Origin of the sequence: Pseudomonas sp. NPDC088885 (assembly GCF_044750025.1) — a bacterium.
GTDB lineage: Bacteria > Pseudomonadota > Gammaproteobacteria > Pseudomonadales > Pseudomonadaceae > Aquipseudomonas > Aquipseudomonas rustica.
Genome location: NZ_JBIVJB010000009.1, coordinates 1 through 13,851, shown reverse-complemented (window position 1 = coordinate 13,851; position 13,851 = coordinate 1). Strand labels below are relative to the sequence as shown.

General features: G+C 58.8%; 12 protein-coding genes. 6 read left to right on the top strand and 6 right to left on the bottom strand.

Going from position 1 to position 13,851, the window contains the following annotated elements; all coding sequences use genetic code 11:
• Positions 1-50: 50 nt before the first annotated feature.
• The 4 genes from cobG to cobJ are packed head-to-tail and all read left to right on the top strand — an operon-like array spanning position 51 to position 4,399.
• Positions 51-1,349 (top strand): precorrin-3B synthase, encoded by a 1,299-nt coding sequence (gene cobG / locus ACIP1X_RS07360; protein WP_400750829.1) that lies wholly within the window; start codon positions 51-53, stop codon positions 1,347-1,349.
• Positions 1,342-1,968 carry a precorrin-8X methylmutase gene (locus tag ACIP1X_RS07355; RefSeq protein ID WP_400750715.1) on the top strand — a complete coding sequence of 209 codons (627 nt, stop codon included), beginning with the start codon at positions 1,342-1,344 and terminating at the stop codon, positions 1,966-1,968. The genes cobG and ACIP1X_RS07355 overlap by 8 nt, the downstream gene beginning before the upstream one ends.
• Positions 1,965-2,699, top strand: a complete 735-nt coding sequence (locus tag ACIP1X_RS07350) for a precorrin-2 C(20)-methyltransferase (RefSeq protein WP_400750712.1) — start codon at positions 1,965-1,967, stop codon at positions 2,697-2,699. Before ACIP1X_RS07355 ends, ACIP1X_RS07350 begins: the two co-directional genes overlap by 4 nt.
• Entirely contained in the window at positions 2,699-4,399 is a 1,701-nt protein-coding gene (gene cobJ / locus ACIP1X_RS07345) for a precorrin-3B C(17)-methyltransferase (protein ID WP_400750709.1), read from the top strand. The genes ACIP1X_RS07350 and cobJ overlap by 1 nt, the downstream gene beginning before the upstream one ends.
• A 154-nt stretch (positions 4,400-4,553) precedes the next feature.
• On the opposite strand, the gene ACIP1X_RS07340 is transcribed toward cobJ, so the two are convergent.
• On the bottom strand, positions 4,554-4,952 hold the full coding sequence (locus tag ACIP1X_RS07340) for a hypothetical protein (RefSeq protein ID WP_400750706.1): 399 nt from the start codon (positions 4,950-4,952) through the stop codon (positions 4,554-4,556).
• A 350-nt stretch (positions 4,953-5,302) separates the two neighbouring features.
• Complete coding sequence (locus ACIP1X_RS07335) at positions 5,303-5,899, bottom strand: MarC family protein (protein ID WP_282357217.1); 597 nt, start codon at positions 5,897-5,899, stop codon at positions 5,303-5,305.
• 235 nt (positions 5,900-6,134) lie between these two features.
• Here ACIP1X_RS07335 and ACIP1X_RS07330 point away from each other — a divergent pair, with 235 nt between their 5' ends.
• Together ACIP1X_RS07330 and ACIP1X_RS07325 are read left to right on the top strand one after the other, a co-directional pair.
• A complete protein-coding gene (locus tag ACIP1X_RS07330; RefSeq protein WP_400750703.1) occupies positions 6,135-6,923 on the top strand; it encodes a hypothetical protein in 789 nt (262 codons plus the stop codon).
• 58 nt (positions 6,924-6,981) lie between these two features.
• Positions 6,982-7,695, top strand: coding sequence for a hypothetical protein (locus ACIP1X_RS07325; RefSeq protein WP_400750701.1), 714 nt, complete (start codon positions 6,982-6,984; stop codon positions 7,693-7,695).
• A gap of 16 nt (positions 7,696-7,711) precedes the next feature.
• On the opposite strand, the gene ACIP1X_RS07320 is transcribed toward ACIP1X_RS07325, so the two are convergent.
• From ACIP1X_RS07320 to ACIP1X_RS07305, 4 genes are all read right to left on the bottom strand, one after another.
• Positions 7,712-10,486 (bottom strand): response regulator, encoded by a 2,775-nt coding sequence (locus tag ACIP1X_RS07320; RefSeq protein WP_400750698.1) that lies wholly within the window; start codon positions 10,484-10,486, stop codon positions 7,712-7,714.
• 99 nt (positions 10,487-10,585) lie between these two features.
• Positions 10,586-11,881 carry a phosphoribosylamine--glycine ligase gene (purD, locus tag ACIP1X_RS07315; protein ID WP_400750695.1) on the bottom strand — a complete coding sequence of 432 codons (1,296 nt, stop codon included), beginning with the start codon at positions 11,879-11,881 and terminating at the stop codon, positions 10,586-10,588.
• A 149-nt stretch (positions 11,882-12,030) separates the two neighbouring features.
• A complete protein-coding gene (gene purH / locus ACIP1X_RS07310; RefSeq protein WP_400750692.1) occupies positions 12,031-13,638 on the bottom strand; it encodes a bifunctional phosphoribosylaminoimidazolecarboxamide formyltransferase/IMP cyclohydrolase in 1,608 nt (535 codons plus the stop codon).
• Between the two features lie 83 nt (positions 13,639-13,721).
• The coding region (locus ACIP1X_RS07305; RefSeq protein WP_400750826.1) for a helix-turn-helix domain-containing protein at positions 13,722-13,851 on the bottom strand (130 nt) is incomplete at its 5' end.

Sequence of the window (13,851 nt, the reverse complement as noted above, 5' to 3'; positions counted from 1 at the left end):
CGCCCTCACAGCGCTGTCAGCCAGCCGGTCACCCCTTGAACGAACACCCGATTACCCGCGCTTTACGCCCCTCGGCCTGTCCGGGGTTGCTGCGTATTGTCCAGGCGCTGGACGGCGGAATCTGTCGGATCAAACTCAATGGCGGTTCGATGTCGGCTGATCAGGCAGACGCGGTGGCCGACGCCGCCGAACACTTTGCCAGCGGCGCGATCGAGGCGACCAACCGCGCCAATTTGCAGATTCGCGGAATCGGCGCGCAATCAGCGGCATTGATCGACAGCTTGCTGGCTGCCGGCCTCGGCCCGCGATCCGCAGCCGCCGACGATGTGCGCAATCTGATGCTCAGCCCCGCTGCCGGGATCGACCAGCAGATGCACCTCGACACCCGTCCACTCGCCGAACAGATCCTCGACACCCTGCAAAACCATCCGCGCTTTCATGAGTTGAGCGCCAAGTTCGCCGTGCAACTGGACGGCGCTGAAGCCTTGACGATGCTCGAACACCCGCATGACCTATGGTTGTCGGCCTTCAAAAAGGACGGCGAGACATTGCTGGCATTCGGTCTGGCCGGTTGCCCGACGGATCGTGCGCTTGGTGCGTTGGCGCTGGAAAATGGCCATGCGCTGGTCGTTGCGGTGCTGGAGCTGTTCCTTGAACTGGCGCGGCCCGAGCAAACACGGATGCGCCATTTGCTCAGCGAAATGACGCCTGAGCTGTTTCTCGAAAAACTGGATCAGCGCTTGAACCTGCTGGCCGCTAGCGATTGGGAGCGTGTGCCAGCGGCGGACGATCTGCACTTCGGCGTTCATCCGCAAAACGCCTTGGATTTGGTGTACATCGGCGCCGTACCAGCGCTCGGTCGTCTCGATCCGACAATGCTGCGCGGTGTTGCACAACTGGCTCGCCAGTTCGGCAACGGCCACCTGCGTTTCACCCCGTGGCAAAGCCTGTTGCTGCCCGACGTCAAAATCACTGACGCCGCCGAGGTGCTGCAAGGCCTCAAGCAACTCAACCTGCTGACCGAGCCGAGCGAACCGCTGTCGCGCCTGATTGCCTGCACCGGTTCCAACGGCTGCGGCAAAGGCCTCGCCGACACCAAACAGGACGCCCGCCATCTGGCGACGCTGCTGCCCTCGGCGCTCAGCGTGCACCTGTCCGGTTGCTCGCGCTCCTGCGCCGCCGCGCACCGTGCGCCGGTGACGTTGCTGGCGGTCAGCCCCGGTCATTACGACCTCTATTTTCGCGATGCGACGCTGCCGGGTTTCGGCGCGTTGCACGCACGCAATCTTACTATTGAAGCGGCCGCGACCCTGCTCGACGCCCGCTCCCGGAGCCCCCTTGATGCTTGATTACATCCGCGACGGTCAGGAGATCTATCGCAACTCCTTCGCGATCATTCGCAGCGAAGCCAACCTCGCGCGAATCCCGGCCGATCTGGAAAAACTCGCGGTGCGGGTGATTCACGCCTGCGGCATGGTCGAGGCCATCGACGGTCTGCAGTTTTCCGAAGGCGCGGGCAAGGCCGGGCGCGAGGCGCTGGCCGCCGGTGCGCCGATTCTGTGTGATGCGCGGATGGTCTCTGAAGGCGTGACTCGTGCGCGTCTGCCGGCCAACAACGAAGTGATCTGCACCTTGCGCGACGACAGCGTGCCGGAGCTGGCGCGCCAACTGGGCAACACTCGTTCCGCCGCTGCGCTGGAGCTCTGGCGTCCGCACCTTGAAGGCAGTGTTGTGGTGATCGGCAACGCGCCGACTGCGCTGTTCTATCTGCTGGAAATGCTCGATGCCGGCGCACCAAAACCGGCGCTGATTCTGGGCTTCCCGGTCGGCTTCGTCGGCGCTGCCGAATCGAAAGCGGCACTGGCCGCCGACAGCCGTGGCGTGCCGTTCGTGATCATGCAAGGCCGCCTCGGTGGCAGCGCCATGGCCGCCGCCGCCGTCAATGCCCTCGCCACGGAGATCGAATGATGCAGGCTAAAGGACGTTTGATTGGCCTGGGCGTCGGCCCCGGTGATCCGGAACTGATTACCGTCAAGGCGCTGCGCTTGCTGCGCGAATCGCCAGTGGTCGCGTACTTCGTCGCCAAGGGCAAAAAGGGCAACGCGTTCGGCATCATCGAAGCGCACCTGCAAGTAGCGCAGAACCTGCTGCCGCTGGTGTATCCGGTGACTACCGAAGCGCTGCCGGCACCTCTTTCCTACGAACAAGTCATCAGCGACTTCTACGATGAAGCCGCCGAAACCGTCGCCGCGCATCTCGATGCCGGTCGCGATGTCGCGGTGATTTGCGAAGGTGATCCGTTCTTCTACGGCTCCTATATGTACCTGCACGATCGCCTCGCCACGCGCTATGAAGCGCAAGTGGTGCCGGGCGTTTGCTCGATGCTCGGTGGCGCTTCGGTGTTGGGTGCGCCGCTGGTGTATCGCAATCAGAGCCTGTCGGTGCTCTCCGGCGTGTTGCCCCATGAAGAATTGAAGCGACGTCTGGCGGATGCTGACGCCGCCGTGATCATGAAACTGGGGCGTAACTTCCCGAAGGTGCGTCAGGTGTTGGAAGAACTCGGTCTGGCCGAGCGTGCGCTTTACGTCGAGCGCGCGACCATGGCCAATCAGAAGATCGTGCCGATGGATCAGGTTGAGCCGATGTCCTCGCCATATTTCTCGCTGATTATCGTGCCGGGCGAACGGTGGCAGGGCTGATGACTCACTCAATACCCGCGATCGTCATTCTTGGTCAGGCCAGCCTGGCCACGGCCCGTCGCATTCAGCAGGTCTATCCGGCGGCGCAGATCCACGGCCTCGCCGGGCGCGTTGAAGGCGCCGATTGCAGCTATCAGGAATTCGGCGCGACCTTGCGCGATCTGTATCAGCACAACACGCCGATCATTGCCCTGTGTGCGGCGGGCATTGTCATCCGCACACTGGCGCCGCTGTTGCTGGAGAAGGGCGCCGAACCTGCCGTGCTCGCGGTGGCTGAAGACGGCAGCGCGGTGGTGCCGCTGCTCGGCGGCCTCGGTGGGGTGAATGTCATGGCGCGGGAAATCGCTGCCGGGCTGCAAGTGACGGCGGCAATCACCACCAGTGGCGAATTGCGCTTCGGCACTTGCCTGCTCAATCCACCCAGCGGTTATGCGCTCGCCGATCTGGAACTGGGCAAGCGTTTTGTCTCCGATCTGCTGGCCGGGCACAGCGTGCGTATTGAAGGCGAGGCGCCGTGGCTGGATCACGCGCAACTGCCGGAAGACCCGCAGGCGCAGCGTTCGATTCATGTAAGCAGTGCTGAGCGTGAAGTCAGCGCCAACGAATTACTGATTTATCCGCGCAGTGTGGCGGTGGCGGTCAGTGCTGACGTTGCCGATCTGCCGAGCGCCGTTCGCAAAGCATTGCAGCAAGCAAAAATTGCGCTGCAATCGCTGGCGTGTCTGGTCGTCGCTGACAGTCAAATGGCTTCGGCGAACTTGCGTGATGCAGCGCTTGAACTGGGCGTGCCGCTGCGGTTTGTCGCTGCGCAAACTGATCTCGAAGCATTGGCACTTGATGCCGTACCTTCAGCGAGCATCGTGACCGCAAACAACCTCGTCATCGCGATTGCCGAGCAGCCGCTGGACATTGCCCATGTCGGCCGCCCACGCGGTCGTCTCGCCGTCATCGGTCTTGGCCCCGGCGCTGCCGAACTGATGGTGCCCGCCGTCAAAGCCGAACTGGCGCGTTGTACCGATGTGCTCGGCTACGAAACCTATGTGCGCATGGCCGGCCCGTTTCGCGACGATCAAGTGCAGCATTGCACCGACAACCGCGAAGAAATGCAGCGCGCCCGTCACGCTTTCCGACTGGCCGCCGAAGGCCGTTCGGTGATCGTGGTTTCTTCGGGCGATCCCGGCGTGTTCGCCATGGCAGCGGCGGTGCTCGAAGCGCTGCACGAGTCGGATGATCCCTCGTGGCACAGCGTCGATCTGGAAATTCTGCCGGGTGTCTCGGCATCGCTGGCCACCGCCGCACAGGCCGGTGCGCCGCTGGGGCACGACTTCTGCGTGATGTCGCTGTCGGACAACCTCAAGCCGTGGTCGATTATCGAGAAACGTCTGGATCTGGCGGCGGAAGCGGATCTGGCGCTGGCCTTCTACAACCCTATTTCCAAGGCGCGTCCATGGCAGTTGGGGCGAGCGCTGGAAATCGTCGCGCAACACCGCACGCCAGAAACGCCAGTGGTGTTGGGGCGGGACATTGGCCGACCGGGGCAAACATTGCGCACCACCACGCTGGGCGCGCTGACACCGGATCAGGTCGACATGCGCACGATGGTGTTGATCGGTTCGTCGACCACTTGCACCTTTCCTCGCGCAACTGGGGGTGATTGGGTTTACACGCCGCGCTGGTATGGGACTAAACCGAAATCCTGACTTCGAGTTGCTCTATTCGCTAGAAGCTAAAGTGATGACGATGGCGTTGCTTTCAGAGGGTATTTATCGCAAAGCAAGCGGAAGAAGCCGCAAATGAAATGGGTTTCTTCGCTGCTTTATTAGAAAGTGTCATTTATGGATACACAATGCGTTTTCAGGGTGAAACGCTTACATCGAAGCTGCCTTTAAGCTTAAGTAGTTCTCCTGCTTTGCTTTTTAATGTGATGGCGAGTGAGCCTTTCATCTGTTCTGTACTGGCGACTTCCAGAGTGACTGTGCCTGCGCTGATAGCGTATTCGGTCGGTGGCGCAGGAGGAAATTTTTGAATGCTTTTCATGAAACGTGCAGATAATCTGTTTTTTTTGTCAGGGTAAGTATAAGTTCCTGGCGGGGTTTCGTTGGCAACAGAAAGTTCGAACGATTCGTCTTCCAGTTCTCCTCTTAAATGGAAGCCTCCTACGGTGGAGACATTTTTTGTATGAAACAGCTTGCCGTCATCTCGTTCCAAGCTAATAAAACCTGAAGCGTTAGGTGTTTCACTCGCATTGCTCATTAGGGCTTTCCTATATGGGATTGATCAGCAGGTTGATTTAACCTGAGTAGGAGATTATTCGCCTGATTAGCGGCTCGTCTACTGTCAGAAATCACAGTAGACAATGACTGGGTGTTGTGGGTCTCGAAGGGAAATAAATAGTGGTTGCTGTTTTTTCACTAATGGCAGCAGGATTTCAACCAATTATTCGTAAATAAATGACGCTGAATTGTCGAAGAGACTAAGTTTCTTGAGCGTAATTTCCTAGGGTGTTTTATGGCGATTGGCCGTGATCAGGGAACAAGCAGTCAAGGCAAAAAAAAGCGGCTCTTCGGAGCCGCTTTCCATATGTTCATTACGGTAAATTCAGCTCAGGGCACCAGATAACCCTTCACCCCGGTAAAAATAATCTGCGCCGCCAGCGCACAGACGAACAGCCCCATCAAGCGACTGACAATCTGCAAACCCTGATCGCCGAGAATCCGTTCGATCCGGTTCGACAGGTACAACACCACGCCAACCGTAAAACTGGCCAGTGTGATACTCATGATCGCCGTGAGCTTATCGTCCCAATGCGGTTGGCTCACGCCCATCACCAATAACGCGCCGATGGTGCCGGGGCCGACGGTGATCGGAATGGTCAGCGGCACAATGGTCACGTCTTGCTGAACGTTGTCGGCCTGCACCGCCGGTTTGCCCTGCGCCATCCCCAGCGCCGAAATGAACAGCACGCTGCCGGCGCCGATGCGGAAGGCGTCCACGGTGATGCCGAACACATCGAAAATCACCCGTCCGAACAGGTACAGCAAGACGCTGGAGATCAATGTTGCCAGCGCGACTTTCCACGCCAGACGCCGTTGCTCCTTGCGCGAGTAACCGCGAGTCAGGCTGATAAAGCAGGACAGCACGAAGAACGGGCTATAGAGCACGAGCATCTTCAGGTAAACGCTGAACAACACATGGAGCATGGTATCGGCTCGCATCCGGAGTAGGGTGAAATGGAGTCTATCAGCCGATCAAATATCTGTGGATGTTGTTTTGCTTTTTTATGATGTGGCGCAACTAGGCAGAGGCTGTTGAATGTGTGTAATTACTTCCGGATATAGTGTTACATGTTTGGGTTTGTCAGTTGTGATGGGTTTGGTTATTGTTCTTTCAGCAAGTTCATGAGGAACTTGTTTAATGATAAGTAAGGATTCTATTGTGTCTAATCAAGTTGTAAGCCAAAGCTATATTTCTGCGTGCGTTCAAAGTCTGAAGGATTATGATCTGGGTGAGCCGCAACTTATTCAGCCGCGCGGCCTGTTCACTTCCGCTGACGATGTCGTAGAGCCCGGTAAAGGTTCTATCGTCGGTGACGGTATTCTGACCTTCAGCGGTAATTTGACCGGTGCCAATCGCACTGACGCTCAGAACGCCTTTCTTTATGCGTCGCTGGTAGCGAACAAGTTCTATCCACTGGAAAGCCAGGGTAAAGAATGGTACATGCAGTTTCGCGAAGTCATGACCAATGCCGGCTGGTCGCCCATCAGCAAGTACTACAGCGATTTGACTGTCGGCGGTACCAGTGTGCGCATGGACAAATTGGTACTGGAGATTCTCGGCTCGGTTGTTGCCGGTCTTGCCATTCCTGGCCCGAGCACTGCGCTGATGCTGAAAGTAGCGGGCGAAGCTATCGCCTCGCTGGCCAAGCGTGACACTGCCCTGACCCTTTATGAGCGTAACTTGCTCGAAAATGGCATGTGCGGTGTGACCGCCGGTTCGTGCACCGAAGTAAACGGCGTCACTGTTTTTGCCATTGGCGCGGTGCGTTTCGCTCGTAAAAACACATCGACCAAAGTTCTTTTTGTTGATGTGGATATTCGTAATGTAAATCTGTATCGCGGTGAAACATCGTTCGAAAAGAATGATCTGGTGGCAGAGGCTACTCGCGCAGTCATTGCAGAGAAGTTGATCAAGCACGCGACCAAGAAAATCGATTACGACATCTGATAAGTGTCTGGAAGGACAGTCAATGTTGACTGTCCTTTTTTAGCAGAGAGGCATTTATATGAAGCTTGATTATTCAGTAATGATCGTCGGTGCTGCGATTCTGATTGTGCCTGCTTCAGAAGATGTTGCTGATTTTGATGATGCAGTGAATTGCGTATTGTTTGCGCAGTTAGTGGCGAATAAGCAGTTGGAAAAGCAGCCAGGCATTAACTGGTATGACGCTTATGCAGACGTCTTCGATGGCTTTTGGTTAAGGCAAGTAAAAGCCCGGCAGGATCGGTATCTTCCACCCGAAAATACCGAGTCGGTCGTTGAATGGGTGGTGGCAGCCTTGGCGAATGCCGGGGCAGACAGCGAGCCGCTGGTCAGCGAAGTCTTGTCTCGACTGATCAACGTTTCGGAAACAGACCCCGCCATCAAATTGTTACGCAGTCATGTGCAAGCAATGGTCGGAGAGCCGTCACCCGAGAGGCCGATGCCAGCCACGGACGTACATTTGCTGATCATGGTGGCTCGCTCGCCGTCCTCGCTTTCCAGCGTATTTGTCGAAATGAAGACTCGGCAGGTACTCAGCCCCAATCCTTTGGCGCACCTGTTCCGGGGCGAAGATGTAGAAGGCCTGGTGAGTCTGCGTTACACCAAGGCGAACTTGTCGCATACGCTGTATGACCCGGTGCGTGATGACGTCGCTTTGAAAATCAAAAACAGAATCGCGGCCAATGTTGCGCTATTGACCTTCGCTGACGAGTCTGCGGAGGCGAACAAGTCATGACGCTCTGACGCGTCACTCAAAAGGTTGAAGCCGTCCGATTCTGCTGATCACGCTCAGCCACCCAATGCTCGATCAACTCGCGCAACTGCGACAATTCCACCGGTTTCGACATGTGCCCGTCCATGCCGGCCTGACGCGCGCGCTCTTTGTGTTCGGCAAGAATGTGCGCGGTCAGGGCAACGATCGGCGTGCGGATGCGCTGGTTGCTGACTTCCCAGGCGCGTAATTGTTGCGTCGCCGAGAAACCATCGAGAATAGGCATTTCGCAGTCCATCAGCACCAGATCGTAACGCTGCGCCTTCATCGCTTGCAGGGCTTCTTCGCCGTTGCTGGCGGTGTCCGGTTGCAGGTTGAGTTTACCGAGCATGCCGCGAATCACTTTGGTCGAAATCGTGTTGTCTTCGGCGACGAGGATGCGGAAATCGCTCGGCACTTTCGCCGCCGTGGCCGCGGTGACCACTTGCGGCTGGAACACCACCTGACCTTTGTTGCGCTGGTTGAGTTCGTCCGCCAGCGTGGTCTTGAGGGTGTAGCCGGCCACCGGTTTGGCCAGAATGCGTTTGATCCCCGAGTTGCGCGCAATGATCTTGCTCGGCGCGTTGCTGATGCCGGTGAGCATGATCAGCAGGATGTCGTGATTGAGGCTCGGGTCTTCCTTGATCTTCGCCGCGAGCTGCATGCCGGTCATGCCGGGCATGTTCTGATCGAGCAGCACCACGTCGAAGTAATCGCGCAGGTGCGCCTTGGTGCGCAGCAGAGCCAGCGCTTCCTTGCCCGACGGCACGGCGCTGACATTCAAGCCCCAGGCGCTGCATTGCTGCACCAGCACTTTGCGGCAGGTGTCGTTGTCGTCGACCACCAGTACGCGCGCGCCTTGCAGTGGGCTGTCGAGATCGGAGGTCGGGTGTTCGAGACGATCCGGATCCAGCGGCAAAGTCAGCCACAACGTGCTGCCCTGCGTGGTGCCGCTCTTGATGCCGAATTCACCCTGCATCAAACGAATCAGTTGCCGCGCGATGACCAAGCCAAGATTTCCGCCCAGACGATTCGCCGAGAGGAAGTGTTTGCTGTGCAGTTCGGCGTGCATCAGCGCATCGCGTTCTTCCTGCTCCATCGGCGCGCCGCTGTCCTGCACGGCGATGCGCAGACGCGGTTTGGTGCTGCGCTCGTCGAGGGCGACGACGATCAGCACTTCGCCTTCTTCGGTTTTCTTCAGGGCGTTTTCCAGCAGGCTGAGCAAGGTTTGGCGCAGGCGGGTCGGATCGCCGCTGATGACGCGCGGGACTTGCGGCTGGATGAAACTGATCAGTTCGACGTTCTGCTGTTCGGCCTTGGCGCGGTAGATGCTCAGGCAATCGTCGATCAACGCATTGAGGTCGAACTGCACATCGTCCAGTTCGATCTGTCCGGACTCGAGTTTGGAGATGTCGAGAATCTCGTTGATCAGCGTCAGCAGTTCGTTGCCGGCGCTGTGGATGGTCTGCACATAATCGCGTTGCTTGACCGACAGCGGCGTACCGAGCAGCAGTTCAGTCATGCCCAGCACACCGTTCATCGGCGTGCGGATTTCATGGCTGATCTTGGCGAGGAATTCGGCCTTGGCGTTGATCTCGGCGTTGCTCGCGGCGAGGTCGCGGCTGACGCTGAAACGGCTTTCGGTGATGCTGCGCTGACGCTCGCCGAGGGCGATGCTCATCAACAGACCGCTGACGCAGATGAACGCCATCAGCGTCATGATCAAGCCTTGCGGCGACACCAGTGTCAGGCCTAGCAGCGCCGGCAAAATAATCAGCGTGCCGATGTTGAACACCACCATCGCGGCCACAAACAGCCGCGCCGGGCGGTAACCTTTCTGCCAGTGATAGACGCCGACGAACAACATGCTCAGACCGGCGAGTGCCACCAATGCGTAGGTGATGATGTTCAGCGGCAGTGTGTTGACGAACAACAGCAGCAGGCTGCAGATGACAATGAACAGGATGTCGGCCATCAGCAGCTTGTTCAGCGCGTGCGGGCCGAGTGGGCCGAAGAAGCGATAAGCAAACATCAAACCGGCGGGGGCGGTCAGTAGCAGCGCCAGATAAGCGCCCGGTGTCTGGATCGCGTGCCAGTTCGGCAGCCAGGGCCCGAGCAGATTGAGCAGCAGCAACAGGCTCAGGCCCAGCAGACCTTCGCAAACCGCCAGCCACAAGCTGCTGCGTGAACGCGAATAGCTGTAACGCACCACGTTATGCAGCAGGAGCATGGCGAGGCAGCCGAACAGCAAACCGAAAATCAGCGAATGGTTTTGATTGGCCGCGCTCATCACGGCCGATTGCAGGGTGATGTGCGGACGCAATTGATGGTCGGAGACCATCCGTAAATATACGTCGAGGGGTTTGTCGCTTTGCGGCAGGGCGAGCATGAAGTCGCTGCTGGGCAACGGTCGTTCGGCCTGCGGTTGCTCGGTGCCGGTGTTGCGTTGCTCGATCAACCGGTCGCCGTCGAGCACGTACAGATTGAGCTGCGAGAGGTCGGGGGCAAAGATGCGCAGCACTTGTTCGTGCTTGCCCGGCGCCAGTCTGAAGCGCAGCCACAGTGCACCATCGGGCTCGGACGCGGTGAGGCGCTCAAGGTCGATGGGGCTGAATTGATTGGTGTAGCGAGCGGAGCGGATGTCGCTCAGTTGCAGATTGCCCTGATCGTCGAGCAATACCGACCAGCCACTGCCTTGCGTGGCCTGGGCCGGGAGCATGCAGAGCAAGGTCAACATCGTGACGGTGAAGCTTATGGCAATCCTGAGCCAGCGCACGGCGAAATCCCTTCGTAGGTTGATGCCAGAATATAACGATGCGCCGCGGCGGAACAGCCCGGCGAGGAACGGTATCCCTCGCCGGACTTGATGAACAGCTTATTCCTGAATTTCGCCACGTTCACGGGCAATGGCGCGGTAGCCAATGTCCTTGCGGTAGAAGCTGCCTTCCCAGTCGATGGCTGCTGCCAGCTTGTACGCTTGCTGCTGCGCTTCACCGACGCTTGCGCCCATTGCAGTGGCGCAGAGTACGCGACCACCGGCGGTGACAACCTGGCCATCCTTCAGCGCAGTACCGGCGTGGAAGACTTTGCCTTCCAGCTTCGCCGCTGTGTCGAGACCGTTGATCGCCGCGCCCTTGGCGTAGTCGCCCGGGTAGCCGCCAGCGGCCAGCACGATGCCGACACTCGGGCGTTGATCCCACTGTGCTTCAACCTTGTCCAGCGCTTGCGCCAGCGCGGCTTCGACCAACAGCACCAGGCTCGATTGCAGGCGCAGCATCACCGGTTGGGTTTCCGGATCGCCGAAGCGGCAGTTGAACTCGATAACTTTCGGATTGCCGGCCTTGTCGATCATCAGACCGGCATACAGGAAACCGGTGTAGACGTTGCCTTCCTCAGCCATGCCGCGCACGGTCGGCCAGATCACCAGATCCATCACGCGCTTGTGCACGTCGGCAGTGACCACCGGGGCAGGGGAGTAAGCACCCATGCCGCCCGTGTTCGGGCCGCTGTCGCCGTCGCCCACACGTTTGTGATCCTGGCTGGTGGCCATCGGCAGCACGTTTTTGCCGTCGACCATGACGATGAACGACGCTTCTTCGCCGTCGAGGAACTCTTCGATCACCACGCGCGAACCGGCGTCACCGAAAGCGTTGCCGGCGAGCATGTCGCGCACGGCGTCTTCGGCTTCGGCCAGGGTCATGGCGACGATCACGCCTTTACCGGCGGCCAGGCCATCGGCCTTGATCACGATCGGTGCGCCTTTTTCACGCAGATAAGCCAGGGCCGGCTCGATCTCGGTGAAATTCTGGTAGTCGGCCGTCGGGATCTTGTGACGGGCGAGGAAGTCTTTGGTGAAGGCTTTCGAACCTTCCAGTTGTGCAGCGCCGGCAGTCGGGCCGAAGCAATCCAGACCTCGGGCGCGGAACAGGTCAACGACGCCAGCCACCAATGGCACTTCCGGGCCGACGATGGTCAGGGAAACGTTTTTCTCGGCGAAGTCGGCCAGTTGCTCAAGGGCCAGCACGTCGATGGCGACGTTTTCGCACTTGGCTTCGATGGCGGTGCCAGCGTTGCCCGGTGCAACAAAAACCTTCTGCACGCGCGGATCCTGAGCCACTTTCCAGGCCAGAGCGTGTTCACGGCCACCGCTGCCAATGATCAAAACATTCATTTCAAAAACCTCAGAATTCTGTCAGTCGCTGCTGGAGCGCTTTATGTGGGAGCGGGCTTGCTCGCGAAAGCGGTGTGTCAGGCAAAATACCTGTGACTGACAGATTGCATTCGCGAGCAAGCCCGCTCCCACATTTGGATCGAGTTGAATCAGTGACGGAAGTGGCGCATGCCTGTGAAGACCATAGCGATGCCGGCTTCGTCAGCAGCGGCAATCACTTCAGCGTCACGCATCGAGCCGCCCGGCTGGATCACCGCAGTGATACCGACCTTGGCCGCGTTATCCAAACCGTCGCGGAACGGGAAGAACGCGTCCGAGGCCATCACCGAACCGGCGACTTGCAGACCAGCGTGCTCAGCCTTGATCGCAGCGATACGCGCCGAGTTTACGCGGCTCATCTGGCCCGCGCCGACACCGATGGTCTGACGGTTCTTGGCGTAGACGATGGCGTTGGACTTAACGTACTTGGCAACTTTCCAGGCGAAGATCAGGTCATGGATTTCCTGCTCGGTCGGCGCACGTTTGGTCACGACTTTCAGGTCATCAGCGCTGATCATGCCGATGTCGCGGCTCTGTACCAGCAGGCCGCCGTTGACGCGCTTGTAGTCCCACGCTGCAGCGCGGTCAGCCGACCAATCGCCGCAGGCCAGCAGGCGCACGTTGGCTTTGGCCGCAACAATGGCGCGGGCTTCTTCGCTGACGCTTGGGGCGATGATCACTTCCACGAACTGACGCTCGACGATCGCTTTGGCGGTCTCGGCATCCAGTTCACGGTTGAAGGCGATGATGCCGCCGAACGCCGACTCGGTGTCGGTGGCGTAAGCCAGTTCGTAGGCCTGACGGATGCCGCCTTCAGCGTCCGGGCTGACGGCCACGCCGCACGGGTTAGCGTGTTTGACGATGACGCAGGCTGGCTTGACGAAGCTCTTCACGCATTCCAGCGCGGCGTCGGTGTCGGCCACGTTGTTGTACGAGAGTTCTTTGCCTTGCAGTTGGGTCGCGGTGGCGATGCCGACTTCAGCAGGTTTGGCTTCAACGTAGAACGCCGCGCTCTGGTGCGGGTTCTCGCCGTAGCGCATTTCCTGGGCCTTGATGAACTGGCTGTTGAAGGTGCGCGGGAATTCGCTGCGACCTTCAGTGCTCAGGGTTTCAGCGGCCTGATTCACGGTGCCCATGTAGTTGGCGATCATGCCGTCGTAGGCAGCGGTGTGTTCGAAGGCTTTGAGCATCAGATCGAAGCGCTGAGCGTAGGTCAGGCCGCCGGCCTTGAGGCCTTCCAGCACGCTGGCGTAATCGCTGGCATTCACCACGATCGCGACGTCTTTGTGGTTTTTCGCTGCCGAACGCACCATGGTCGGGCCGCCGATATCGATGTTTTCGATAGCGGTCGGCAGGTCGCAGCCTGGCTTGTTGATGGTGGCTTCGAACGGGTAGAGGTTGACGGCAACCAGATCGATCGGCTTGATGCCGTGCTCGTTCATGATCGCGTCATCGATACCGCGACGACCGAGGATGCCGCCGTGGATTTTCGGGTGCAGGGTTTTCACCCGACCGTCCATCATCTCGGCGAAACCGGTGTAATCCGCGACTTCCACTGCGGCAACACCGTTGTCGCGCAGCAGCTTGAACGTTCCGCCGGTGGAGAGGATCTCGACGCCCAGAGCTTCAAGCTCCTTGGCGAATTCGAGGATCCCGGTCTTGTCGGAAACGCTGATCAAGGCGCGGCGGATCGGCAGGCGGGTAGTCTGGTCGGTCATCTCAATTTCCATCAAAAGCAAAGGAAGTCAGCAAAAAAGGCGACCGTTTTTTACGCGGGCGCCTTTCTGGTTTGATTGAATGCTTACAGCAGATCGTACTGCTTGAGTTTCTTGCGCAGCGTGCCTCGGTTGAGACCGAGTAGCTCGCTGGCCTTGGTCTGGTTGCCCTTGACGTAGTTCATCACGCTTTCGAGCAGGGGCGCCTCGACTTCG